Annotated in this window: 19 protein-coding genes; 3 read left to right on the forward strand and 16 right to left on the reverse strand. The window is 73.9% G+C overall.

Annotation, left to right across the window (positions count from 1 at the left end; all coding sequences use genetic code 11):
* The first annotated feature begins 128 nt into the window (after positions 1-128).
* Positions 129-1,466 carry a cellulase family glycosylhydrolase gene (locus G9H72_RS05575; RefSeq protein ID WP_166168680.1) on the forward strand — a complete coding sequence of 446 codons (1,338 nt, stop codon included), beginning with the start codon at positions 129-131 and terminating at the stop codon, positions 1,464-1,466.
* Between the two features lie 9 nt (positions 1,467-1,475).
* On the opposite strand, the gene G9H72_RS05580 is transcribed toward G9H72_RS05575, so the two are convergent.
* The 9 genes from G9H72_RS05580 to G9H72_RS05620 all read right to left on the reverse strand — a co-directional run bounded on the left by G9H72_RS05580 (position 1,476) and on the right by G9H72_RS05620 (position 13,911).
* On the reverse strand, positions 1,476-3,224 hold the full coding sequence (locus G9H72_RS05580; RefSeq protein ID WP_166168682.1) for a hypothetical protein: 1,749 nt from the start codon (positions 3,222-3,224) through the stop codon (positions 1,476-1,478).
* Positions 3,217-4,674, reverse strand: a complete 1,458-nt coding sequence (locus G9H72_RS05585) for a glycosyltransferase family 2 protein (protein ID WP_231126439.1) — start codon at positions 4,672-4,674, stop codon at positions 3,217-3,219. The genes G9H72_RS05580 and G9H72_RS05585 overlap by 8 nt, the downstream gene beginning before the upstream one ends.
* A 38-nt stretch (positions 4,675-4,712) precedes the next feature.
* Positions 4,713-6,503, reverse strand: a complete 1,791-nt coding sequence (locus G9H72_RS05590) for a glycosyltransferase (protein WP_166168684.1) — start codon at positions 6,501-6,503, stop codon at positions 4,713-4,715.
* A 302-nt stretch (positions 6,504-6,805) separates the two neighbouring features.
* On the reverse strand, positions 6,806-7,615 hold the full coding sequence (locus G9H72_RS05595) for a class I SAM-dependent methyltransferase (RefSeq protein WP_166168686.1): 810 nt from the start codon (positions 7,613-7,615) through the stop codon (positions 6,806-6,808).
* A gap of 35 nt (positions 7,616-7,650) precedes the next feature.
* Positions 7,651-8,799, reverse strand: a complete 1,149-nt coding sequence (locus tag G9H72_RS05600) for a glycosyltransferase family 4 protein (RefSeq protein ID WP_166168688.1) — start codon at positions 8,797-8,799, stop codon at positions 7,651-7,653.
* A gap of 70 nt (positions 8,800-8,869) precedes the next feature.
* Positions 8,870-10,003 (reverse strand): glycosyltransferase family 4 protein, encoded by a 1,134-nt coding sequence (locus G9H72_RS05605; protein ID WP_166168690.1) that lies wholly within the window; start codon positions 10,001-10,003, stop codon positions 8,870-8,872.
* Positions 10,000-11,397, reverse strand: a complete 1,398-nt coding sequence (locus G9H72_RS05610; protein WP_166168692.1) for a lipopolysaccharide biosynthesis protein — start codon at positions 11,395-11,397, stop codon at positions 10,000-10,002. Before G9H72_RS05610 ends, G9H72_RS05605 begins: the two co-directional genes overlap by 4 nt.
* Before the next feature lie 488 nt (positions 11,398-11,885).
* Positions 11,886-12,536: a class I SAM-dependent methyltransferase gene (locus G9H72_RS05615; RefSeq protein WP_166168694.1), complete on the reverse strand. Its 651-nt coding sequence runs from the start codon at positions 12,534-12,536 to the stop codon at positions 11,886-11,888.
* A 139-nt stretch (positions 12,537-12,675) separates the two neighbouring features.
* Positions 12,676-13,911: a glycosyltransferase family 4 protein gene (locus G9H72_RS05620; protein ID WP_166168696.1), complete on the reverse strand. Its 1,236-nt coding sequence runs from the start codon at positions 13,909-13,911 to the stop codon at positions 12,676-12,678.
* A 243-nt stretch (positions 13,912-14,154) separates the two neighbouring features.
* Here G9H72_RS05620 and G9H72_RS05625 point away from each other — a divergent pair, with 243 nt between their 5' ends.
* Both G9H72_RS05625 and G9H72_RS05630 read left to right on the forward strand, forming a co-directional pair.
* On the forward strand, positions 14,155-15,765 hold the full coding sequence (locus G9H72_RS05625; protein WP_166168698.1) for a glycosyl hydrolase family 28-related protein: 1,611 nt from the start codon (positions 14,155-14,157) through the stop codon (positions 15,763-15,765).
* Positions 15,766-16,012: 247 nt separating this feature from the next.
* The gene (locus tag G9H72_RS05630; protein WP_331272012.1) at positions 16,013-17,164 is read left to right on the forward strand and encodes a nucleotidyltransferase family protein; all 1,152 of its coding nucleotides are present in this window, start codon (positions 16,013-16,015) and stop codon (positions 17,162-17,164) included.
* Here the strand turns inward: G9H72_RS05630 and G9H72_RS05635 are convergent.
* From G9H72_RS05635 to G9H72_RS05665, 7 genes are read right to left on the reverse strand one after another with little or no spacing between them, the layout of a single operon-like run.
* A complete protein-coding gene (locus G9H72_RS05635; RefSeq protein WP_166168702.1) occupies positions 17,099-17,827 on the reverse strand; it encodes a glycosyltransferase in 729 nt (242 codons plus the stop codon). The two genes, G9H72_RS05630 and G9H72_RS05635, sit on opposite strands and share 66 nt — an antisense overlap.
* On the reverse strand, positions 17,817-18,929 hold the full coding sequence (locus tag G9H72_RS05640) for a glycosyltransferase family 4 protein (RefSeq protein WP_166168704.1): 1,113 nt from the start codon (positions 18,927-18,929) through the stop codon (positions 17,817-17,819). The genes G9H72_RS05635 and G9H72_RS05640 overlap by 11 nt, the downstream gene beginning before the upstream one ends.
* On the reverse strand, positions 18,926-20,281 hold the full coding sequence (locus G9H72_RS05645) for an oligosaccharide repeat unit polymerase (RefSeq protein WP_166168706.1): 1,356 nt from the start codon (positions 20,279-20,281) through the stop codon (positions 18,926-18,928). Before G9H72_RS05645 ends, G9H72_RS05640 begins: the two co-directional genes overlap by 4 nt.
* A gap of 7 nt (positions 20,282-20,288) precedes the next feature.
* Positions 20,289-21,161, reverse strand: a complete 873-nt coding sequence (locus G9H72_RS05650; RefSeq protein ID WP_166168708.1) for a glycosyltransferase family 2 protein — start codon at positions 21,159-21,161, stop codon at positions 20,289-20,291.
* Complete coding sequence (locus G9H72_RS05655) at positions 21,158-22,648, reverse strand: hypothetical protein (protein WP_166168710.1); 1,491 nt, start codon at positions 22,646-22,648, stop codon at positions 21,158-21,160. The genes G9H72_RS05650 and G9H72_RS05655 overlap by 4 nt, the downstream gene beginning before the upstream one ends.
* 33 nt (positions 22,649-22,681) lie before the next feature.
* Positions 22,682-23,842, reverse strand: coding sequence for a glycosyltransferase (locus tag G9H72_RS05660; protein WP_166168712.1), 1,161 nt, complete (start codon positions 23,840-23,842; stop codon positions 22,682-22,684).
* Positions 23,843-23,894: 52 nt separating this feature from the next.
* Positions 23,895-25,277 (reverse strand): sugar transferase, encoded by a 1,383-nt coding sequence (locus tag G9H72_RS05665; RefSeq protein WP_331272013.1) that lies wholly within the window; start codon positions 25,275-25,277, stop codon positions 23,895-23,897.
* Between the last annotated feature and the right edge of the window lie 304 nt (positions 25,278-25,581).

Below are 25,581 nucleotides of genomic sequence, written 5' to 3' on the forward strand. Positions count from 1 at the left end.
TTCGCCCGGCGGGGGCGGCGCCCGTCGTGGGACCCTGACCCCGCCGCTCGCGCCGCCCGCGCGCTCAAGGCGTGCCGCCGGCGCGCCGACACCTTCGGGGGCCGGCCCGCGACGACAGGAGCTCCTCGATGCCCAGGCACCGCACCACACTCGCGGCCGCCGTCACGGTGGCCGCGGTGACCCTCGGCGGGCTCCACGCCGTCCCTGCCGCGGCCGCGGACGTCGACCTCACGGTGGCCGGGGCCGGCCTGCACGGCTCGGTTCAGCCGGCCTCGACCGTGCACGTCGACGTCGAGGCCGCGCGGCAGGTCGAGCAGCTCACCTACCTCGTCGCGGGCCGGGTGGTCGCCACCGCACCGGTGACACCGAGCGCGGCGGGCTCCCACGGCTCCGCCCCGGTCGACCTGCGCGCGTACGCGGGGACCACGGTGACGCTGCAGGCACGGCTCTCGCGCAACGGCAAGGTCCGCGAGGACGTCAGCACGACCTTCACCGTCCGCCCGGCCGCGGCCCCCGTCCCGACCGTCCCGCCCGCGCCGGCGCCTGCCCCCACCCCGGCTACCGGCCGGGTGTCGGTCTGCGGCACGAGCTTCTGCCTCGACGGCCGCCGCTGGGCGATGCGCGCGGGATCGGTCTACGGGATGCTCGACCGCCCCGTCGAGGCCGCCGGTCTGGCGGTGGCGGCGGGCCTCAACACCATCCGGGTCACCGACTTCCTGGAGGGCACGGCGGCCGACGCCGCGGCGGCCGAGGAGCGCTGGTGGCTGCGCGTGGACCGGCTCGTGGCCGCGGCGCGGCAGGCCGGGCTGCGCGTCCTGCTCGACCTGTCGGTCTACCGCAACCTGCTGGCCCGCCAGGGCGTCAACCCGTACACCAAGGACTGGGGGCAGCTGCTGCGCACGGTCGCCCGGCGCACGAACACTGTGACCAGGGTGCGCTACGCCGACGACCCCACCATCGCCCTGATCGCCCTGGCCGGGGAGGCCGAGCCGCCGAAGGGCTCGCCGGCGCCGACCGTTCCCACGACCGCTCAGCTGACCGCGTTCTTCGCCCGCAGCCTGGCCCAGTGGCACGAGGCGGCGCCGGCCACGTTGGCCAGCACCGGCGGGTTCCTGCAGCTCGACTGGGACTCCGGCATCGACTGGCGCTCCATCATGGCCCTGCCGCACAACGCCGCCTGCTCGCTGCACGTGTACTCCACGGGCGACCTGGACACGACCGTTCCCGCGGTCGCCTCCTACTGCCGCGCGCTCGGCAAGCCGTGGATCGCCGAGGAGTTCGGCCAGGAGAGCTCGGGCGGCGACGCGTCGCGTGCAGCGCACTTCACGAAGCTGCTGTCGGCCTTCGCCGAGCGGTCGGCAGCCGGCTTCGGCATCTGGAACCTCGGGTACGGCGCCGGCCGCACCTTCGACGTCAACCCGTCGACACCGCTGACCCTCGCCGCCGTCCGCTCCGCGGCCGTCTGAGCGGCCCGGCTACCGCACCGAGTAGAGCCGCCACGCCGGCTGGTCGCTGTTCGCCGCCCACTCCCGCTCGAGCGTGCCGATCCCGGCGCCGTCGGCGAAGAACGTCGGGTAGGCGACGTTGACCGCGTTGGACCGGCCGAGCAGCTCGTTGGGCACGTCGAGCACGAAGCGCACGTCGTTGGACCCCAGCGTCCGCAGCGCCTCCGGGAACTCGCGGTCGGTGGTGACGACGAACTGCTGCGGCCGCCTCGACGCGAGGACGATCGCGTAGCCACTGGCGTTGTCGACGAGGACCGACTGATCGGGCAGCAGCTGCGCGTCCAGGAACGCTGCGATCTCCCGCTCGTTGGCGAAGCGGCGCTCCATGCGCTGCGCGACCGGGCTGTCCGGATGGAAGACCAGGTCGAACTGCGGCGCCTCCTCCGCGGCGACCGAGCCGTTCTCGATCGCCCAGACCTGCGTGCCGAACGGTGCGACCAGGGCGGCGGCCACCGCGGCGGCCGTCGCGCCCCGCAGGGCGCGGCGGCGGGACGCGGGGCGCGCGGCCCGGGGCACGGAGCCCGGCCGGCCCGCCAGCAGCAGGCCCGCGAGCACGAACGCCAGCGGGACGGTGCAGATGTAGAACCGCAGCCACCCGAAGGTCGTGCCGCTGAGGTAGGCGTACAGCTCGAACGCCAGCACCGGTGCCAGCAGGGCGGTCGGTGCGAGGAGTGACAGCCGGCGACGGCGCCAGGCGAGGACGAGCGAGACCCCGACCAGCACCACGAGCAGCGGCGACAGCGCCAGGAGCTGCAGACCGCTGGTCATGACCCGGTCGAGCGAGAAGAGGGCGTCGGTGCTGTTGGCGCCCTGCTGCTCCACCTGGCTGGAGTTGCCGTAGGCCGAGCTGAACTGTGCGAAGGGCTCGCCCACGATCAGCCAGCTCAGGCCGGCCCACACCGCGACGACGAACCCGACCGGGGCGGCCACGAGGAGCGCGTCGAGAAGCGCGACGCGACGGCGGGCCGCGGGTGCGCCCTCGGCGCTGCGGTGGACCGCGACCGCGACGAAGGCGCAGGCCGCGGCCGCGGAGACGGCGGCCTCGTAGCGGGCGAGGTAGCCGACCCCCAGCGCGACGCCGACCGTCACGAGCGCGGGCCAGTGCCCCGTACGCGACCACACGAGCAGCGCGCGCACCGCGACCAGCTGGGTGAGCAGGAGGTAGGCCTCGCTCATCCCGTTGGCGCCGTAGTAGGCGATCATCGGCGTCAGGCCGAACGCGACGGCCAGCGCGAGGCGCGGGCCGCGGCGCAGGCCGGCGTCGCGCAGCAGCCCGGCCAGCACGGCGACTGCGGCGGCCATGCAGCCGGCCGACAGCACGTTGCCGGCGAACGCCTTGGTCGCGAGCTCCGGGACGAGCCCCTTGCCGAACAGCAGCGGGATGGAGGCGATCGACGGCAGCGGGTTCCACACGAAGCCGACGGCGGCCAGGTGCGGGTCCGAGCTGAACACGACGAGGCTGCCGTTCGCTACCCGGCTCATCGCGTCGAGCGCGATGCTCCCGTAGTGCTGCACGAGCACCCAGCCGAGCGCGACGTAGCCGGCGAAGAACAGGCCCCACAGCGTCAGCGCCTCGCGAGGCGACGCCGCCGGCCGTGGCGGGGCCGAGCGGCGCAGGGACGGCCGCGCGGCCGGCTCCGGGGTGCGTACGACCTCGAGCGTGTCCCTGCGCAGGACGACCGGGCCGTCCTCGCTTCCGCGGGTCAACGTGTCAGACATCGACGGCCTCTCCTGCCGGTGCTGGGACGTGCGGGGCGCTCAGCCCGTGCGTCGTCTTCTCCCAGTACGACGGCTGCAGCACCAGCTGCACCACCGCCTTGACCGCGGCCAACGACATCATCACCCAGTAGCCGGGGAACGTCAGCGCCGCGACGAGCAGGTCGAAGCGGCGCGCGGCCCGGGCGGACACGAGGCCGGCGTAGATCATCGCGAAGTTGCCGAGGACGAAGCAGACCATCGACGGGTAGTAGACGTAGCCGGGGAAAAGCGCCGCGATCACGCCCGGCTCCGCGACGAACCAGGCGATCGCGAGGTACCAGAACACCGGGTTCAGCGCCGCGAGAACCGGAGTTCCGGCAACGAAGAGCGTGAATCCGAGGTAGCCCTTCCAGCCGATCGTGCGGATCAGCTGTACCGGGTGGCGGTTGTGCACGATCCACGTCTGCAGGTAGCCCTTGTACCAGCGGCTGCGCTGCTTGACCCAGTTGACGAAGTCGGAGTTCGCCTCCTCCAGCGTCAGCGACGCGAGGACCTCGGTCCGGAGCCCGGCACGGGCGATGCGCAGCCCCAGGTCCGCGTCCTCGGTGACGTTGTACGGGTCCCAGCCGCCGAGCTCGCGCAGCGCGGAGGCCCGCAGGTGGTTGGAGGTGCCGCCGAGCGGGACCGGGGCCTTCAGCGCCACCAGGCCGGGCAGCAGGTGCTCGAACCACGTGACGTACTCGAGCGTGAACCAGCGGGTGATGATGTTCTGGCCGGCGTTGAAGTAGCCCAGCCTCGCCTGCACGCACACGACGTCCTCGGGCAGCCGGGCGAACGCCACCGCCGCGCGTCGCAGCTGCAGCGGGTCCGGCTGGTCCTCGGCGTCGTAGATCGTGATCAGATCGCCCGTCGCCTGCTGCAGGCCGTAGTTGCACGCGTTCGGCTTGGTGCGCACCCCGCCGTCGGGCACGAGCACCACCCGCAGCATGGCGGGCAGCTGCACTCGCGCGACCGCGGCCCGGGTCACGTCGTCGTCCTCCTCGAGCAGCAGCAGGACCTCGAGCTTGTCCCGGGGGTAGTCGAGGCGGCCGAGGTTGCCCACCAGCTGCCCGATGACCTCCGGCTCGCGGTACGCGGGCACGAGGACGGTGTAGGCCGGCAGCTCCGCCTCGGGGACCGCGAGCGCCTCCGCGTCCGGGACCTCGATCGCCTCGGGCGCCGTGGTGCCGAGCTTGACGCACATCAACCGGTACGCCACGGCGGCGAGGTAGGCGAGCGTGACCGCCACCACCAGCACGTTGCCGGTGCCGGTCGGGCTGAGCACGAGGCCGACGAGCAGCAGGGCCCCGACTCCGCCGAGCGCCTGCTTCTGCCGTCGGGACAGGGTGCTCGCGGCCGACTGGTCCGCGGTCAGCCCGAACGCGGTGACGCCGCCGCGGGTACGGCGCTGGGCAGGGATGACGGCGGTCATGGCACGCTCCTGGGACGGCTCGCGGGAGGCCGGCGGAGTCACAGGGCCACCACGGCCGCGACGGCGGCGGCCGACACCGCGGCCAGGGCGACGGTGGCGCCCGGCCCGCCCTTGCCGAGCGCGACGGCCTCTCGCGCCGGCCCGGGCGAGGAGGTGACCAGGGGCAGCGCGGCCAGCGCGGCGACGAGCACCGACCCCAGGCCGACCTCGGCCACGCTGTGGGCCGGCCCCGCGGCATCCCAGGCGGCCTGCCCCAGCGGCGACGCGGTCAGCGCCCCCACCGTGAGCGGCAGCCATGCGCGCCACAGCGCCCGGACACCGAACAGCAGCGTGACCAACCCGGCGCTGAACACGGGCAGCGCCGCGACGGGGCCGGCGCCCGAGCCGTCCTCCCGGTGCGCGGCCAGCAGGACCGCGCTGCCGAGCAGGACGACGGCGACGATGAGGTCGAGCTGCAGGTCCTCGATCTCGTTCCCGCGGCGCGCCCCGAGGCCGGCCAGCACCGCGGCGAGCGGGGCCCAGGCCGCGGCGACGAGCCAGCCGAGCGAGCCCTCGGGCAGCGCGAGCGCGCCCTGGGCGAAGGCGGCCGTCGAAGCCACCACGAGCAGCGCCGCCCGCGTCAACGGCCGTTCCCACTGCGCGACGGGGCGTGCGGGCGGCGTGGAGCGTGCGGCGAAGTGCCGGCCGCCCGTGCTCTGCGTGCCCGCCGCCGGGAAGACCCAGCGGGCGCTGACGACGTAGCGCAGCACGAAGACCAGGCCCAGCATGACCACGTTGGCCGGGGCGTGGTGCAGGCCGACGCCGTCGACCAGCGCGGTGAGGATCAGCACCTGCAGCGGGATGAGCCCCGTGTTCAGCGCCCAGAAGCGGCCGAACCGCTCGCTGGAGCGGCGCTGGGCGCCGGAGAAGACGAACCGGTCGGCCAGGACGAAGTTCCAGACGATGGCGGCCTGCGTGGCCACCGCGCTGGCCGCCTGGTACGGCAGCGCGGGGGCGGCGGCGGTCAGCGCCGTGAGGGCGAGGGTGTTGACGACGATCCCGCTGAGGCCCACGGCGAGGAAGCCGCCGACCTGCTTCAGCCCGCCGGCGAGCACCGTGACGGCGGCGAGCCGCAGCAGGACCAGCTGCCACAGGAAGCGCAGCCCTTCCCGCAGGGACGCCTTGCTCTCCCCTGCCCGGCGCGCCTCGAAAGTGAAGGGAACTTCGCTGATGCGCAGGCCGGGTGTGCGCAGGACGAGCTCGAGCAGGATCTTGTATCCCCGCGGTCGGAGCCTGTCGAGGTCCACGGCGCCGCGACGCACCGCGAAGAACCCGCTCATCGGGTCGCTGACCGGCTGCAGCCGGCGCGGGAACATTCCCGCGGCCATGCGTGTCGACAGCCCTGAGACCAGCGCTCTCCGGGCGCCCGCGAGGCCCGCCGCGCTGCCGTCCCCGAAGTAGCGGCTCGCCACCACGACGTCGGCGCCGTCGGCACCGGCCTCGAGCAGGAGCGGCAGGACCTCCGGCGGGTGCTGCAGGTCCCCGTCCATGACGACGGCCCAGTCCGCGCGGGCCGCGCGCAGCCCGGCGACGACGGCGCCGCTGAGCCCTCCGCGCCGCTCGCCCTCCGGACGGTGCAGCAGCCGGACGTCGAGGTCGTCGCGGCGGGACTGCTCGAGGATCCGCGTCGGCGTCTCGTCGTCGCTGTCGTCGACGAACAGCACCTCGACCGCACGGCCGGGGAGCGCCGCGGACAGCCGTGCGAGCAGCGGCCCGACGTTGTCGGCCTCGTTGCGCGTGGGGACGACGACCGTGAGGTCGGGTGCCACCAGGTCGTCGACCGCGGGCATGCGGCCTTCCAGCGCGGCACCGGCCACGTCGTGCCCCTCCAGCAGGCGAGGCGGCGGCACAGGGCGCGCGACGGCCTCGGTTCGTACGGCGGTCGGGCCCGGGCGACTCCCGGGCCGCTCGCACAAGCCACGCTGCCGGCGAGACGTCGAGCGGAGGCCCGACGTGTGCTCAACGTAATCAAACCCCGAGGCGATCACCAGTGGATCAGGGATTTCGTAACGCAGATGTACCACTTGCGAGGGACATCGTCGACCGAGCGTGACCGAGCGTGTCCGCGACGTCGGCCACTGGCGACTGCCGGTCAGGTCCCGTCCGGCTCCCGGGTCTGCGCCGCGGCACGCAGCAGAGCCTCGTGGTCGGCCTGGGTGCGGCCGCGCAGCCGCTTCTCGACCACCCGGCCGGCCAGCCGGCTGCCGCGGTAGGACGCCAGCAGCGCGTACGCGCGCGGGTCCGGGCTCCGGTCCGTCAACATGTGCAGCCCCGACGCGGAGTAGAGGCGCAGCCCGAGCCGTGACCCGATGTGCTCGAGGGTGCGACGCCGGTAGAAGGCGATGTGCTGGCCGGTGGCGAAGGCGAAGTACCACCAGTCCCGGCCGGGAGGTCTCTCCTCCGGCCAGAGCTCGGTCGTGAACAGCAGCGTGCGGCACCCGCGGTCGCGCATGACGCCGTCCACGAACTCGACCGGGTGCTCGAGGTGCTCGAGCACCTCCAGCGCCGTCATCGCGGCGAAGCCCCGGTCGTGGTCGGCGGCCTCGAAGCCGCGGGCCAGCACGTTCTCGGTGTAGGGGTCTGACCAGTAGAAGTCGAGCCCCTTGTCGCGCAGCAGCCGGGTGAGCAGGCCGACGCCCCCGGAGACGTCCAGGAACCGGCCGGACACCCCGGTGACGTACGCCAGCACGGGCAGGATCCGCGTGCCCATCTGCAGGTTGCGCCAGAGCAGGCCCGTGTCCGCGTCCGCGATCCCCCGGCTGTACGCCTCGTCCAGCCAGTAGGGGGCCTCCGTCTGCAGGAACCCGCAGCCGTCACAGGAGAAGTACGCCACGTCGTGACGCCCGAGCACCCGCTCGGTGAACATCGGCCGGGCCTGCGCCCCGCACACCCTGCAGACCATCGCTGGCTACCCCTTGTCCTCGTGTGGCCCGGCGCTCAGGTGAGCTGCCGGTAGGCCGCGGCGGTCGACGCAGCGGTGCGCTCCCAGGTGAACCGGCGCGCCCGGGCCCGGCCCGCCGCCCGCAGGCGTTCCCGCATCGCCCCGTCCTGGACGAGCCGTTTCACCCCGACCGCCATGTCCTCCTCGTCGGCGGGGTCGACGTAGGAGGCCGCCTCGCCGAGCACCTCCGGGACCGAGGACGCGCTCGTCGCCAGCACCGGGCAGCCGCGCGCCATCGCCTCCAGAGGCGGCAGGCCGAACCCCTCGTACAGCGAGGGGTAGACGAACCCCAGGGCCGATCGGTAGAGCCGGTCGAGCTGCGCGTCGTCGGCCGGGACCTGCTGCACCCTTCCCGCGAGCCCGAGCTTCTCGACGAGGCCTCGTTCGGAGGCCTGCAACGGCCCGCCGCCGGCGCAGACGAGCCGGGCCTCTGCGGCGACGCCCGATGCCGCGTACGCCCGCACGAAGGGCGCCCAGTTCTTGTAGCGGTTCGAGCGCGCCCCGGCGTAGAGCAGGAACGGCTCCGCGCCCCGCTGGGACCGCGTCCCCTGCCCGGGGCCGGGGTCACGACAGGGCTCAGGGCAGGGCTCCGGGCAGGGCTCCGGGCAGGGCTCGGGGATCGTCACGCCGTGCGGCACCACGACGACGCGCTCGCGGGGCACGTCGAACACGGACAACAGGTCGCGCCTGGTGTTCTCGGAGACGGCGATCAGCAGGTCCGCGCGGGCGAACAGCTCGCGCTGACGCGGGACGGTCGGGTCCTCGGGCAGGAAGTACTCGGGGAAGAGCGCGTGGATCAGGTCGTGGACCGTCACCACGACCGGGCCCTTCCACCTCTCGTGCGCCCGCCCGCCGTAGTAGGTCTTGTGGTAGACGGTGCCTGCCGGTAGCCGCCGTGACCAGAGGCGCAGCGCTTGCTCGTTGAGCGCATCGCAGAGCAGGCGGGCACGGTGGCGTTCCAGCGCGCGCGGCGTCCTGGCCCCCAGCACGCCGGGGACGCCCTGCAGCAGCTCGTTCGCGTGCAACCCGGCGAAGAGCGAGCTGTCCACGTCGAACCCGCCCAGTCGACGGTGCAGCTCGACCAGATAGCGCGTGACGCCCCCGTACCGCTGGTCGAAGGCCTCGGGCCCGAGCACCACTCTCATGCGGGTGCCCCCACCCGCCCGCGGGAGACACCGCGCCGGACAGGACGGCCGGCATCGGCCTGCCGGGCCCTCACGAGCGCGACCGGCGGTCGCGACGCGCGGCGAGCCGGTCCCGGAGCAGGCCGGGCACGGCGCGGGCCCGGTTGTAGGTGACGTCGAGCGCCAGGCGCTTCCCCGTCTCGGCCAGCGACGAGTAGGGCGAGGGCGTGACCGTCGCGGCACGGAGCACCGCACGGCTGACCGGCGGGACGGGGCTCTGCGCGGCGGTTCCCGACAGCTCCTCCACGGCGGCCTGCACCTGGCCGGCGAGCCTGTCCCAGGTGAAGTGCTGGCGCAGCCTGGCCTCGTTGGCCGCCCGGTAGGACTCGAGCTCCTCGACCGGCGCCAGCTGGAGGCGGCGCAGCACGGCGAGCGCGCCGGCGACGTCATCGAGCGGCACGTTCACCACACCCGGCTCATCGACGTAGCCGCTGGTCGGGGTGCACACGGGGACCAGGCCCCACGACATGGCCTCGAGCACCGTCGTGGGGTTGGCGTCGGCGCGCCCGACCGTGAGCAGGAAGTCGTACGTGGCCAGCAGCTCTCGGGTGTCGGGCGCGGCGGTGTCGCGGGCGCCGTGGGCGACCGTCCCGGGGATGCCGTCGCCGTTGCCCATCCAGCCGACCTGGCCCGCGGGCAGCGCCTGCGCGATCGCCGAGAGGTAGCCGGTGTTCTTGTACCACCCGGTGTGGCCGATGTAGAGGAAGCGCCTGCGGCCGGCCGGCGCGAGCTCGCGCTCCAGCGGGGGGAAGTCGCCGCGGTCCACGGCGAGGTCGACATGGATCATGCGGGGCGCCCAGTGGCGCAGCTCACCGAAGGCCACGCTCTGGAACCACGCCCGGCCGGTGATCGCGAGGTAGGCGTCGGCGGTGCGGACGAAGGGGTCGAGGTAGGCGACCTGGTGCAGCTCACCGGCGTAGGGGCAGAGGACGAAGCGCCCGCTCCATCGGGGGTCCTTCCACAGGCGCCGCAAGGCCGTCCCCGGCGAGGGATGGGGATGCCCGACCAGGACGTCGCCGCGCTCGGGGCGGGTGCGGGGCGGCGCGTCCCAGTCGTGCAGCACGACGTCCCAGGTCTTGGACAGCCGTTGGGCCAGCTGCCGCCCGATGGCGTCCGGGGTGCGGATGCCCTCCCCGTGCGGGTAGACCAGGTGCAGCCTGGTCATGCCGCCCCCACCGGCTCGGCGACCCGGCCCGCGTCCGCCACGGACATGCGGCGCCACACACGGGGCATGTAGACCAGGATCGGGACGGTGATGCACAGCGTCTGGGCCACGAGGCTCCCCCAGATCGGCCCGGAGACCCCGAACGCGTGAGTCAGGGCGACGGACAGCGGCAGGTTGACAGCGGCCATGACGAGCGCGCACACGACCTGGAACCGCACGACGTGGGCACCGTTCAACAACATCGCGAACGGCCCGACGAGGGTGTTGTTCGCCGTCCACAGCGCGCAGGCCACGAGCAGCGACAGTGGGACGCTCGCACGGTCGCCGATCCACAGGTCGAGGATCTGCGAGCTGGCCAGGAGCAGGACCGCGGCCCCGGTGACGTTGACCGCCGCAGCAACGAGCACGGCCTGCCGCAGGGTGCGCCGTGCCCATGACACCTCACCGCGAGCGAAGGCATCGCTGAACGCCGGCCACAGCGGAGTGAGGGCGAAGGAGACGACGATCGTCGGCAGCAGGAAGAGCCGCTGGGCGATGTAGTAGGAGGTGACCTCCGCAGGGCCCAGCAGGTGGGCGACCACCAGCGCGTCGGTCTGGTACGCCACGGCTCCGGCGACGCCGAGCACGAGGAAGAGCCCCCCGCTGTGCAGCAGGTAGCGCAGCGAGGCGCTCCGCACGGCGGACAGGCGCGGGCGCAGGTGCGGCCGCCGGGCGAACAGCCAGGCGCAGTTGACCGCGGACGCGACGACGGGGCCGGCGAGCGCGGCTGCCACGAACGCGGGGACGCCCGCCTCCGCGGCGACGCAGAGCAGCGTCGCGGCGATGCTCCCCAGAGCCCCGGCCAACTGCCAGAGGTTCGTCTGCAGGCCCTCCTGGAGCGCCAGGTGGATGCGCCCGGCAAGGCTCACGGGCAGGCCGGCCAGGAACACGACGGCGAACACGGCCAACGCCTCGGGCGCCTCCTCGCCCGCGAGGCCGTCGACCCCGAGGACGGACGCCCAGGGCACGAACGGCCATGCCAGGAGGAGCAGCCCACCGATGCCGGCTGCCACCGACAGCAGCAGCACCCATGCCGACGAGATCAGGCCGCGCGCTTCGTCCGTGTCCCCCCGGGCCACCGCGCGCGACAGCGGGGTCACCAGGCCGTTGCCGAAGCCGAAGTCGGAGAACACGAGCAGGGCCGGGAGCGAGGTGACCAACACCAGAAGACCATTGCGCGCCTCACCCAGGGACCCGAGCACGAGCGGAAGCGTGACGAAGGCTCCGACGGTCGTGGCCGCCCGGAAGCCGGCGGCGCCCAGAGCGGCAAGGACGATGCGCCGCCAACGCTCGCGCCCCGTCCCCGCCGAGGCCTCGAGGCCGGGCGGGACGGCCTCCAGCCGGTGCCTACTCATGCCGGCGGGCCCGCGTCGGAGGCACGGTGGGGCGCGGGGCTCCGACGCCGGTCAGGCGGCCCACCCGTCCCATCGAGCCTCCTCATCCTTTCGCGGCCGGCATTGTCCGGAGTCTACGGACAGAGAAGCAGGTCGCGGTGTCGACGACGACAGCACCCGAATTCTCCGCGAGCGGGGCGCGAACGTTGTCCGGACGGGCTCGCACCGTCAACCTGCCGTTAACCAGCACACTGAACGCCCAGAATGTGCAGCCGCGCGGTCGTCGCCGTTAAGGCCTTGTTGCGTTCCCTCGGCGTTGCGTTCCTCCGGCGTTGCGTTCCTCCGGCGCGAGCCGCAGGGCTCGGCGCGGTACATCGACGGAACGTGCCCGGAGCATCACGAGCAGCACCCGTACTGCCGGGCTCGCCCTCGACCACGGGACAGGCCCGGCAGCAGAGACCTGATTGTGGCTTCAGGTGTGTGCGGCCTCGGCCCGGAGCTCGGCCGGCCTAGGCGGGACGGGTCACCAGGCCCATGCCGAACTCGTACGCCTCCGGCAGCCCCTGCTCCGCCATGAACCGCACGTAGCCCTCGCGAGCCTTCCAGTGCTGTCCCTCGGGGCAGTCGTCGACGAGGATCACCCCGCCCGGGGAGAGCAACGGGTAGACCCGCGTGAGCCCCTCGTAGACAGGGACCGAGAGGTCGACGTCGATGAGCGCGGCCGCCACGGGAGCAGGGATGCGCGCCGGCCGCAGAGTGGTCACGTCGGCCTGCAGCAGCTCGATCTCGGGGGCGCCGAGCCCGTCGACCGTGCTGCGCACGAGGGACTTGGAGTTGGCCGAGAACATCGTGCGGTAGCCCGCCGGCGTTCCCTTGCCCTGGTCCACCCGGAACGTCTCGTCCGTGAAGCCGCCGAAGGTGTCGATGCACACGTAGCGCTTGTCCGACCCCGCACCGCGCAGCATGCGCGAGCAGAGCGCAGCCGTCCCGCCGGCCGAGCACCCGACCTCGAGCACCACGCCCGGCACCTCGCGGGTGTCCATGAGCGTCTTCATCCAGAGATGCAGCCGAACGGGCTGCAGCCCGATCGGCGGGAACCGGTAGAGCACCGGCCGAAGCGCTCGCTTCGCTGCGTACTTGGCCATCGTCGTCACGTCCACGGCACGCCTTCCGTCGGGGCCTGCAGGGCGGGCTACGACGGAGGAAACGCTCGACTCCGCGGCCCTCTGAACGCGGCGCACGCTAGCACCGGCGCGAGCCGGGGCACCAGAGCTCGGGAGGCTCCGGGCGCTGCCTGCGCTACGCCTTGGCCGGCCGCAGCACGTCCAGCCATCGCCTGCCGGCTATGTCGAGCTCGCGCTCGGCGAGGAAGAACTCGAGGCCGCGCCGGCCGTACGCCTCGGCCTCGGGCCCGTCGAGCAGCTTGCGCACGAACGCCGCCAGCCCCTCGGAGTCGTCGGGGTCGAGGACGAGGCCTCCGCCACCGGCTGTCACGTCGAGGGCGCTCTGGCACTCGGGCGAGCCGAGGAACGCGACAGGCCGGGCGACGGCCATCGCGGCGTACGTCTTCGAGGGCACGCAGGTCCCGGTGGCGCGCAGGTCCAGGCTCACCACGTGCAGCCCGCCGCTGGACAGCAAGGCCGCGACCTCGGACTCCGGGACGCGGGGCAGCACCCGCAGGTTGGCCAGCCCCGCGGCGGCGGCCTGCCGCCGCACCTGCTCGATGCGGTCACCGGTCCCGGCGAGGGCGAACAGCACCCGGGGGTCGTCGCGCAGCAGCTCGGCCGCGCCGACGAAGGCCTGCAGCGGGTGCCGGTGGGTCGCGTGCCCGCTGTAGAGGACGACGAACCGGTCGCCGAGGCCGAGGCGTCGGCGCAGCGCCCCGTCGTCCACCCGTGCGAGCCGCTCCTTCTTCTGCCACATCGGGATGACCTCGACGGACGAGCTCACCCCGCGCCGGATGAGCGCCTCGCGCATGCACGAGCCCAGCGTCACCACCACGTCGGAGGAGTTGCCGCCGAGGTTGTCCACCCGCGTGCGGGCACGGGCGAGCAGGCTGCCGCCGTCCGAGCGCAGCTCCAGCGCGCGCTCCTGATCCGCCCACAGGTCGAGCACCCACGTGACGTGGCGGACGTCGGGCCCTGCGACCCGCTTGGCCAGCAGCCCGAGCAACTCGACACCGGTGGGGGTGTCCACGGTGAGGATGGTGTCGAACCGGCGGCGGCGCAGGGTGACCACGACTCCGGAGGCCAGGAGGTACCAGAGATTCAGCACCTTCTGCCCACGGTGGCTGGCCGTGCGTCGGGCCGGGATCAGCCACTCGCCCAGCCCGGCCCGCTCGGTCCCGTCCTCGGGCGCGTGGCCGGCCAGCCGCAGCAGGGTCACCTCGTGCCCCTGGCCGCGCATCCATTGGGCGAGCTCCAACAACGCACGCGCCACGGCGTCGCGGTCGTAGTCGAGCTCGGCGCGGGCGATCAGCAGCCGGAACCGGCGCTTCCCCCCGGGCGCCGCGGCTGCGCGACTCCTCCGCCACATCGCGATGACAACCTCTCGTGGCCGTGGCCGAGGCGCTTCCCACCTGTCGTCGCGGAGCAGGGCGCCCTTTCCGGTGCCTGAACGTATACCACCCAGGTGACGTTCAGGTTGCCGTCGCGAAGCCACGTCCCGCAGCCCCGAAAGCCCTGGTACACCTGTCGCCGCGGCTTGCCGGGGGACGACGCGGACCGCTTCCGACAGGGATGCGCCGGCCCCGGCGTACGACGCGACAGGAACTGAACAGTGCACGAGCAAGGCGCGGTGCCGGCGTGCGGCACCGACACCGCCGGACGGGTGACGCTCGTCAAGGCGACTCCTTCGGGTGACGACACCCAGGGCATGAACATCCTCCGCACGACGGTCGCCGCAGTCGCGCTCACCGTTGCCACCGGCTCCACTCCTGCCCTTGCTGCGACGTCCCCTGCGGAGAAGCCGGCGAAGGCGAAGACCGTGTCCGGCAAGGCGGTCTCCCGCACCAGCACCGGCGTCAGCACGATGCTCATGGGCACGGTGACGAGCACGTCGAGCACCGCGACCCTGCGGTCGATCGCGCTTCCCGCCGGTACGCTCACCCTGACCAACAGCTTCAGCGGCTCCTGCAGGACGTTGCGCGTCGACGTCCCCTCGCTCGGCCTCTCGACGACGGGCCCCACCGGCTCCAAGCTCGTCGGCCAGGTGCCGGCCGGAGCGCTCACCGTCAAGGTGACCGGCCAGAAGTGCAACGCCACCGCATTCCTCGGGATCACCGTGACCCCCACGCCCGCCGCAGCCGCCCCCGCCGCGAACGTCAAGAACGTCCTGTCGTACGGCGCGGTCGGCGACGGCGTCACCGACGACACCGCGGCGATCTACCGCGCGATCGACGCGCTCGCCCCCGGCGACACGCTGCAGTTCCCGCAGGGGCGGACGTTCGTGCACAAGCAGATCATCAAGATCCTCAAGTCGAACATCCGCCTCGCCGGCAAGGCGACCCTGCTCGCGACCGACCCGATGAGCTCCGACGTCGTCATCGAGTCGAGCAACGTCACGGTCGAGGACCTCACCTTCAAGACGGTGGGCGCCACGGTGCGCAACTCCTCGATCGACCAGATGGGGCTCACTCTCGGGATGAGCAGTGGCACCGTGCTGCGTCGCGTCACCGTCGACGGCCCGTCCGCGGCCGGCATCTTCGTCGTGGGCGCGCGCGACTTCCTCATCGAGGACGCGGTCGTGCAGAACTCGCTCTCCGACGGCATCCACGTCACGCACGCCAGCCAGAACGGCAGGATCGTGCGGCCGACGATCCGCAACAGCGGCGACGACGGCGTCGGCATCGTCAGCTACCTCAACGACGGTGCGCCGGTCCGCAACGTCACGGTCACCTCGCCCCGGTTCTACGGCAACACCTGGGGCCGCGCATTCTCCGTCGTCGGCGGCGAGGACATCAGCTACACCGATGTGTACGCCGAGCGCTCCGCAGGCGCGGCGGTCTACATCGGCGCGGAGGGCGCGCCCTGGAACACCTTCACCGCCAAGCGGGTCACCGTCTCCGGCGGCACCCTGGTGGGCTCGAACACCGTCGCCTCGGTCGACCACGGCGCGATCCTCGTGCTGCCCGGCAGCAAGGACCGGCTCGAGGACGTCACCATCAAGAACCTCCTCATCAAGGACACCCGCGCCACCGCCAGCCGGCAGGTCGGCCTCTACCTGCCCGACGAGGACGCCGTCGCCCCGGCGCGGGTCAGCTTCCTCGGCCTCACCGTCGAGGGCGGCAACGAGATCGTGTTCTGGACCAACGCGCCGCGGACCAGCTACGCGCTGACGGGCACGACCTGGAACCGCACAGCGGTCGCCGGCAACGAAGCCTCCTGGTAGGGGCGGACCAGCCCCTGAGCCGGCCCCGAGCCGGCCCCGAGCCAGCCCCTGAGCCAGCCCCTGAGCCAGCACTGCGTCACTCCTGCACCAGCACCGCGCCAGCACGGCCTCGGCACGGCGCCCGGGCGGGCCCGGAAGACTGAATCCGGGCCCGCCCTTCAGGTGTTGCCAGCCGGAGGCGCGCAGTAGGATCACACTCGCCTCGGTCGGCGGTCGTCGGCCTTCTTCGACGAGTGCGGAGGTGGGAGTGCTGTCCCGCCTGACGCGGGCGTCCGCCGGGGCCCGACTGCAGGGGCTTTACCCCGCCCTCGGCCCCTGGACGTCCGCAGCCCTCTGGCACGGGATCACCAAGCCCGAGCTCCCCACTGCCCCGCTCGAGCAGGACCTGGGACAGATCCGTGCCCAGCGGCTCACTCCCCTGCTGCTGCGCCTGTGCGACGAGCGCGGCTGGCCGCTCACCGAGGAGCAGCGCGGCGCCCTCGAGGTCGAGGCGTTCATGTGGGAGACGCTGTCGACCAGCGCACGGAGCGCGGGGCGGGCCGTCCTGGGCATGCTCGAGGCGGCGGGCATCCCGGCTGCCGTCACCAAGGGCCCGGGTATCGCCGCCCACTACGAGCCGCCGCTGCTGCGCCCCTACACCGACGTGGACCTGCTCGTGCGGCCGCGCGACTTCGACCGGTCCATGCGCCTGCTCGCCCGCGAGGGCTACCGCCCCGCCGAAGCCAGCCGGCAGCCCTGGCCCTACTTCGACCGCTGGTGCCGCGAGGGCGTCAACCTGACCGGCCCAGCGGGCGAGCGGGTGGACGTCCACCACCACGTGCCCCCCTGGCACTGGTCCCGACGGCTCGACGCAGCGTCCCTGCTGGGACGAGCGCAGGCACCCCGGAGCCAGGGCATGCCCCTGGTGCCGGCGGAGGACAACCTGCTCGTCGCGGCACTGCACCTGGTGACCGACCGGAACCGCGCCGGGCGCAGCCTGCTCATCTGGCGCGACGTCGTCCAGCTGGGGTCCTCGGTCGACCCCGGCAGCGCGGTCGCGCGGGCGCGGGAGGTGCGGCTCGACGGGTGGCTGCGCCACGTCCTGCTCGCGCTGCCGGAGGAGGTCCGCCCCACGGCTCTGCTGCAGCGGCTGGAGGACGGGCCGCTCTCGCCGCTGCCCGCCGCCGGCCGGCTCGCGGTGCTCCTCTCCCCCGTCCCGGCGCACCTCGGCGCCCGGTCCTCGCAGGCGCTCCGGCTGCCCGTCCCGGCCGCGGCGTGGTGCCTGGCCGGGGCGCTGCTCCCCTCCCGCAGCTTCCTGCACGCCAAGGACCCGGCGGCCGGGGCGTACCCGGTGCTATGGGCGCGACGGGCCGCCCGCTCCTGGCGCTCCGTCCGCAGCAGCTGGCAGCCGCGCGGCTGACCCCAGCGCACGCGCCGACCGGGCGGCCATCCAGGTGTCGGCCGTCCAGTGCTGCGCCGGCCAGCCGAACACGTGGGCGCGCGAGAGGATCCCGGCCAGTCGCTCGAGCAGCACCTCCGGGTCGCGCTGCTCGCCCGGCAGCGCGCCCAGCACGAACTGCGGCGCCGTGGACACCCGGCCGCGCAGGGCACGCACCTCCGCCGCCTGCAGCACCACCAGGCTCGTCCACGGCGAGGCGACCCGCTCCCAGGCCGTCGGAAGGCCCAGCCCGCTCCAGGGCGCAGGCAGCGCCCCGTGCGGCAGGTACGCCGTGGGCACACGGCCGCGCACGGCGTACCGACCCACGACACCGGCCGTGCGCCCGTGCAGCACCAGCACCTCGGGATCGACCGCGGCCACGACCCCGTGCAGCCGTCGGGCCGCCCGACGCACCGCGGACGGGCGACGTGAGGCTCCCTCGAGGACGTGGGACGTGGCCACACCGGCGGCGTCCGCCCGCTCCGTCGCGACGTGCACGTCCCAGCCGCGGTCGGCCTGCTGGCGCGCCGCCGCCGCCACGAAGCCGGGCACGACGGGGGCCACGTCGGCATAGGCCACGTGCAGCACGCGGAGCGGTACGGCATAGGGGTCGCAGCCGGCGACCAGCGAGACCTCAGGCTGCATCGCGCACCACCGCCACCGTCTCGTCCGCGACATCGGCGTACGTCCGGTCCGGAGGCCGCGGCCGGCGCTCGCGCGGGTACGACAGGTGGTCGATGACCGCGGCCGCCCAGGCGTCCGTGTCGAGCGCGCTGATGTGCACGGCCTCGGCCCCGCTCACCTCGCACATGGCCGGGTCGTCGGACGTGATGACCGGGGCCCCGAGCGTCCCCGCCTCGACGCTCGGCGCCCCGAAGCCCTCGGCCAGGCTCGGGCAGAGCGCCACGGCGGCGTTCTCGTACGCCCACCGCAGCGCCCCGTCGTCGATGTGGCCCATCAGCCGGACCGCGCCCTCGTCCACCAGCCGCCCCGCCGCCGCCCCGAAGCTCGTCGCCCCCCAGCCCGACGGGCCGATGACCGCCAGCACCGCGTCGGGGTGGGCCTCGCGCACCCGGCCCCACACCCCCGTCGCCAGGGCCACGTTCTTGCGGCCGGTCGGGTCGCCGACGACGACCGCGAACCGGCCGGGCACCAGCCCTTCCACGGGCACCGGGGCGGCGTCGAGCAACGCCCGTGGCGAGGCCACCGGGACCACGTGTGCCCGCGCCGCCACCTCCGGCAGGTAGGCGCAGAGACGGTCCCGGGTCGCGGCGGAGACGCAGACGATCGCGTCGGCCGCCCGCGCGCTCGAGAGGTAGGGGGCCTGCACGAGCAACGACTTCACGCGGCCGAAGTCCGTGGGCCGGTCCAGCAGCAGCATGTCGTGCACGGTGAGCAGCCGGAGCGCGCCCGCGGCGCGGCGGGGCAGCAGGTTCTTGGCGCCGTGGACGACGTCGAAGCGGCCCCGGACGACCAGCCGGTCGAGCGCCTCGCGCTCGATCAGCGACATCGCCGTGGTGGGCAGCGCCGGCAGCACGTGCGCCCGGCCCACGCCGAGCCGGCTCTCGAACATCTCCTTGGACGGCGCGCTGCAGACGACGTGCAACTCGACGTCCGGGCGGCTGTGCAGCGCTGTCGCCATCTCCATGACGTAGCGGATCATGCCGCCACCGGCGCCCGACGGCGGCACGTGGGTCATGAGCATCAGCCAGCGCAGCCGCGACGGCAGGGGGCGGGGGAAGGTCATGCTGCTACCGATCGTGAAGGTACGGGAACGGCTCGCCGACGCCCTTGTCGGAAGAGGAGGACGAGCAGCACGCAGGCGGCGAGCGCGGGCGTCGCGCGGCCCGCGCTCCAGTAGACGTAGCGCGGCAGCTCGAAGACCCCGATCGCGAGGATCGGGTAGAGGAGCAGCCCGGCCAGGCGTCCGCGCACGAAGGCGACGAAGGCGAGCCCCAGGACGGTGCCGCAGAGCAGCAGGTAGGCCAGCCCTCCCCAACGACCGAAGTCGAGGTACACCGTCCCGAAGCCGCCCGGGTTGTTGAACTCGATGTTGCCGTACTGGCGCAGCACGGTGAACGTGTTGGTGCCGGCGTTCTCGCCCGTCAGCCGGGTGTAGAGGTCGGCCTGCTCGGCCCCGGGCGCGGCCCAGAGCCATCCCAGGTTGTCGTACGGCAGCCGTCCCGGGAACCCCGCATGCTCCACCAGCAGCTCGCCGTTGTTGTAGGCGGTGACGTAGTAGCCCGACAGCCGGTCCAGCACGAACGTGGAGAAGGGCGAGCCGCCCCGCGCCCCGTAGAACTGCCAGCTGCGCAGGCGCTCCGACACCGCGAACAGCACCACGAGGGTGGGGAGCAGGAGCGCGGGGAGCAGCGCGACCGCCGCCCGCGCCCAGGCTCCCCGCCGGGCCCAGGTCACCGTCGCGGCCACGACGAGCAGCGGGATGGTCAACTCGAGCAGGGCGAGCCGCTCGCTGAGCCCGAACGCCCGCAGCGCGGCGCACAGCAACAGGGCGCCGAGCCGCAGGCGGAGCCCTCGGGACGCGCCTCCCGCCGCCAGCAGCAGGGCGGCCACCACCACGTAGCCGACGCCGAACTGCGTGAACGTGGTCACGCCGGCGATCGGGGCGAACTGGCTCTTCGCCACGTTGGCGTCGGCCGAGCCGAGGAGCACCTGCACGATCAGCAGGGGGGACGCGCCGCGCGAGAGCCCCGCGAGGAAGAGGCAGACGTAGCCGAACATCGTCATGGCGAACAACGGCAGCTCGGCCCGCGCGAGCAAGCCGTGCCGGCGGCCGTCGAGGTACGGCCAGCGGCCGGCCACGGGCGGACGGGACGCGGCCGCCACGGGCCAGAGGGCTCCGATCGCGAAGACCAGCACGCCCGCCAGCAGGTGCACGGCGCCGGAGTCGGTCAATGCCTTGGGGCTACGCCAGGCCTCCCGGTAGCGCTCGTCACTGGTGGCCCAGGCCAGCGCGATCGTGGCGGGGGCCACCAGCAGCACCCCGCCGGCCGGCGACAGCCACCACACGAAGCCCCGGGGGCGCCGCAGCGCGCGCAGTCGGCCGCTGCGACGCGCGGGGGACGCGTCCGCGCTCACCGGCAGCTCATCGATCGTTCGCCAGCGGGCCCGGAGCCCACAGCCCGGAGGCCAGGCCGCGGACGTACGCGACGTCGGCTCGGGTGAGGTCGCGCCGCCCCCGCGCCGCGCGTACCGTCGCCCCCACGAGCTTGCGCGCGGCGATGTAGCCGAGCAGCGCGGGGGGCAGCCCGCGCTTGCGCCACAGCCGGCCCTGCCCGCGCCCGTAGCCGAGCATCTTCTCGATGAACGCGCGGTCCGGCTCGTCCCGCGGCTCGTCCTGCAGCACGACGAGGGCGGGGTCGTAGGCGATGCGCCAGCCCAGCTCGATGCCGTGCATGACGACGTCGGTCTCCTCCCCCGACCGCCACGGCCCGGCGGAGCCGGCTCCGAGCATCGGGTCGAAGCCGCCGGCCGCGTCGACCAGCGCCCGACGCAGGAACAGGGTGCTCGAGATCCCCGTGCGGTAGAAGTTCCAGCGCGTGACGTCGCACGCGTCGGGAGCCCAGCGGAGCATGGAGCTGCGCCCGTCGGCCGTGAGCTGGCGCCCGGAGACGCCGCCCAGCTCGGGCTCCTGGCGCATCCGGCGCAGGGCCTGCCCGAGGGTCTGCGGCGGATACCAGCAGTCGTCATCAGGGAACGCCACCACGTCACCGACGGCGTGGGCGAGACCGGCGTTGCGCCCGATCGACAGGCCACGGGGCGAGGTGACGCCGACGCGGCGGAACGTCCCCTGCCACGCGTCGAGCTCGGCCAGCGCCGCCGTGTCGGGCGTCTGGTCCACCAGCACGAGCTCGACCTCGGCGGCCGCGTCGGACGCCTCCACGCTCGCGAGCAGCCGGCGGAGCTTGTCGGGTCTCCCGATGGTGCTGACGACGAGGGACAGGCCGATGTCGCTCACCCGCGTGCGGTCCCCGGTACGGCGGGCTCCTCGACGGGAGCAGGAGCGGAGACGACGACGCCCTCGACCGCGAGCCCGGCCGAGCGCAGCTCCGACAGGCCCCGGTGCAGCAGGTCGACGGGCGTCCGTCCGACCGTCGCCACGACCGCGACGACCGGTGCCGAGCCCGCCATGCGGTTGACCACCGCGGAGTCGCAGATGGGCGGCGCGTCCACCACGACCCGCCATCCGGCCGCGGCGAAGCGGCTGAGCAGGTCGGGGCTGCACACGGCGTCCTCCGCGCGCTCGACCTGCCGGGCGGACCTGCTGCCGGCGGGCAGCAGGTAGAGCCCCTCGACCGCCGTGGGCTGCACGAGGCCGTCGATCGAGCGGGCCGACTCCTCACCCTTGAGGTCGGCCAGGCCGTACGCGGCGTCGGGCACCGCGAACCAGCGCGCCACCCGGCGCTCGTAGGCGTCCGCCGCGCAGAGCAGCACCGTCGGCGTCTCGCGCGCGAGCGCTGTCGCGACGTTCACGGCCACGACGCTGCCCGCGGCCGCGTCGTCCACGCTCTGGAGCACCACGGGGCGCCCCGGCTCCTTGTTGGCCAGCAGACGGCCGGCCACGAGGCGCGCGGCCGACTCGACCGGGTCCTGGCTGGCGCGGCCCGGCAGGGCCGACACCCACGCACCGGACACGCCGGGGACCTGCGGGCCGAGCGGCCGCTCGCCGAGCCGGACGACGTCGTCCACATCCTCCACACGCCAGGTGCGCCGCCGGAAGGCGATGACCGCAAGGGCGAGCAGGCAGCCGAGCAGCGCCCCCAGGGCGCCGCCGCGGGGGAGGGACGGGCTGCGCTCGCCGACGTTGTCGGCCGGCTGGTCGAGGGCGACGGCGGTGGGCCCGGCCGCCTGCACCCGGGCCTGCCCGAGGCTGTTGAGGAGTGCGTCGTACTGGCCCTGCAGGCCGGCGCGGACGAGCTCCTCCTCCTGCGTGCGCGGGGTCGCGGGAAGCTGCGACAGCTGACTCGTGATTTGCGAAAGCTCGTTCTGCAACGACTCCACGCGGCCGGAGGCCTCGGCGCCGAGCCGCTCCGTGTAGGCCGCGAGCAGCGCCTCTGCCCCGCGTACCGCTTCCTGCTCGGAGTCGGTGCTGACGGACACCTGCACGACGTTGCTGAGCCCCACCTGCGCGGCGTCGAGTGCGGCACCGGGCGCCTGGGCCTGCACCGCGCGGGCCACCTCGGGGCCGGTGAGGTAGAGCAGCTCCGTCGCGACCTGCCGGTCTCCCGTCGACGACGGGGCCAGCAGGTCACCGGGCGCGAGATCGATGCGGACCGTGGAGACGTACGTCGACGGGCGGGCCTGCTGGACGGCGGCGCCGGCGACGGCGCCGAGCACGACCAGCCCCACCAGCCACGGCCAGCTGCGCAGCACCCGTCGGTCGAGCAACGGACGCTGAACGACGCTCTCGCCGTGGTCGTCCCACCGGTTGGCGCTCGCGGCCATGGAACTCCTTCTCGATCGTCAGCGGTCAGCGAATCACACGGCGTCGGGCTGCGGGCGCAGTTGCGCGCCCCGGTCCCTGCCGGCGATCCGTGCGCTCAGGTCGGCAAGGGACTCCAGCGAGCCCGCCAGTGAGAAGCGCTCCTCCATCCGGCGCCTGCCCGCCGCGCCCTCGGCGGCGGCCAGCCCCGGGTCGAGCAGCCGTGCGGCGACCGCGTCGGCGATCCGGTGGGGCAGCAGGCTCGGCTCCTCGAGCGGGACCACCACCCCCGCGGCCGCCGGGCCCTCCCCCACGACCTCCCGCATGCCGCAGGCCGACGTGGTCACCAGGCTGCGTCCGGTGGCGCACGTCTCGAGCGCGGCGAGCGCCATGCCCTCCCAACGGGAGGGGCTGACGACCACGTCCGCGGCCGCGAGCCAACGCCGTACGCCTGCCCTGTCCTGGCGGACGGGGACCAGCGTGACGCCCGGCAGCTGCGCGGCCGCCGCAGCCAGCCGCTCGCGCTCCGGGCCGTCCCCGACGAGGTAGAGCCGGGCCTGCGGGACGGCGGCCTGCACGCGCGGCCAGGCCGACAGCAGGAGGTCCTGCCCCTTCTGCACCGCCAGCCGGGCCACCACCACCACCATCGGCGCCCCGGACGGCACGCCGAGCTCGCCGCGAGCCGCAGCGCGCTCGGCCGATGAGGCCAGGGGCCAGGCCTCGGTGTCGACGGCGTTGGGCACGACCACGAGCCGGCCGGGGTCCAACCCCGAGCCGATGCCCAGGGCACGCTCCTGCTCGCTCGTGCACACGGTGATGTCGGCCCACCGGCCGGCGAGCCGCTCCCAGCGCAGGGCGGCCGCGTTCAGCGGTCCGGACCCCGCGAGGAAGGACCACGCGTGCGGCTGGAAAAGCGTGGGCACCCGGCCACGGAGCACCGTGCGCCCGACCATCCCCGCCTTGCTGCTGTGCAGGTGCACGAGGTCCGGCCGCACCCGCGCCACCAGGGCGCGCAGCGTGGTCGCCTCCTGCAGCATGCTGCGGCCCGGCGCCCGCGCCGCCTCCCAGGGCACGTGCCGCGCTCCTGCGGTGACGACGCCGTCGCGGAGCGCCCCGCCCAGCGGAGACGCCACGACCACGTCCCAATCGCGCTCGACCTGGTCGCCGGCCACGACACGGACCCAGTTCGCCACGCCCTCGTCGACGGGCTGGCTCACGTGCAGCACCCTCACGCTGCGGCCCCGACGCAGGTGCGGCCGAGCGGCCGGGTCACGAGCCCCTCGTGTAGACGAGCTTGCCGAAGGTGCGGATCATGACCTTGATGTCCAGCCACAACGACCAGTTCTCGATGTAGTAGTTGTCGAATCGGGCACGGCTGCCCAGGGAGGACTCGTCGCCACCGCGGAAGCCGCTCACCTGCGCCAGCCCGGTGAGCCCCATCGGCGCGCGGTGCCGGTAGCCGTAGTGCGGGATCTGCTTGGACCAGCGCTCCACGAAGAACGAGCGCTCGGGCCGCGGGCCGACGATGGTCATCTGCCCACGCAAGACGTTGAACAACTGCGGTAGTTCGTCCAGGGAGGCCGAGCGCAGGAACCGGCCGACCTTCGTCACGCGCTGGTCCATGGCGTGCGACCACATCTGCTCGGACTCCACCGCGCTGCTCGGGCGCAGCGTCCGGAACTTGAGCATGTTGAACGGACGGCCGTCCCGGCCGATGCGCTGCTGCTTGAACAGGACCTGGGGCCCGGTCATCCGGACCGCGACCGCGCACGCAAGGAGCACGGGGGACAGGACCACGATCCCGAGCGCGCTGAGCACGACGTCCTCCATCCGTTTGACCGCCGCCCGCAGCCCCCGGTGCCGGTGCCGCTGCAACCGCACCAGCGGTATGGGCCCCATGTGATCGGTGATCCCGCGTGCCCCGAGGACCTCGAAGAGCCGCGGCACGATGAACACGTCGCGCTGCTGGCCCTCTCGGGAACGGAACGAGTCCACCACCGCCCGGTCGGGGGTGGCGCCGAAGGCGACGACGATCACCTGCACATCGGTGGTCCGCAGCACGGACGCGATGTCACCCGTGCCGCCCAGGCGAGGGCCGAGGCTCGTCTCGCGGAACAGCTCCGGCCCGTCCTCGAGATGGCCGATGACGCGCAGCCCGTAGGCCGGATGGCTCCGGATCATGGCGGCCACCTCCTCGGCCACCTCACCCCCACCCAGGACGACCGTGTGCCTGCTGGTGATGCCGCTGGAGCGCAACCGACGCAGGACCGCGTAGCCGAGGGCGCGCGCGGCATGGAGCGGCACGAGCGCCGCCACCCCGGCCACGAGGTAGGGACGGACGTCGGCCGGCTCGCCCAGGACGTTGACGGCCGCCCCCACGAACCCGACCGCGAGCAGCAACCGCCCGCTGAGCACGGGAACGTCGTCCAGCGTCGACAGCGCAAGACGGGACCGGTCCAGCCCGGCCAGGGCGAGCAGCACCGTCACCAGCGTGGCGGTCGCGGCCAGGTGCCCCAGCTGGTCGGGGAAGACGGCCGCGGTGGACAGGACCGCACAGAAGTCGAGCGTTGCGAGGGCACAGGCGGTGAGCACGGGATGGGCCCGCCGCAGCCGGAGCGGTGGGGACGGAGGCGGATGCGGCGAACTGCCCACGCGGAGGGGCGGACCGGTGACCGCCGGCGCAGGACTTGCCGAAGCCACACCCAACCCGCCCGCATCGCTGTCGGTCGAGAGTGACCGCATCACACTCCCCTGTTCGCTCAGGTCGTGATTGGGCACAACCTACGCACTCCAGCCCGTCTAGGGAATCGCCTTCGTGTGAAGTTGGCGCTACGTAACGGCAAAGAGCTGGGTTCCGCTGTAACGCGGCGGTCATGACCGCGGAGGCCGAGGCCCGATCCGGACGGGAGCGGGCTGGCCGTGGCAGCCGGCAGGCGCGCGTACCCCTCGTCGACGC

The organism is Motilibacter aurantiacus (assembly GCF_011250645.1).
GTDB classification, from domain to species: domain Bacteria; phylum Actinomycetota; class Actinomycetes; order Motilibacterales; family Motilibacteraceae; genus Motilibacter_A; species Motilibacter_A aurantiacus.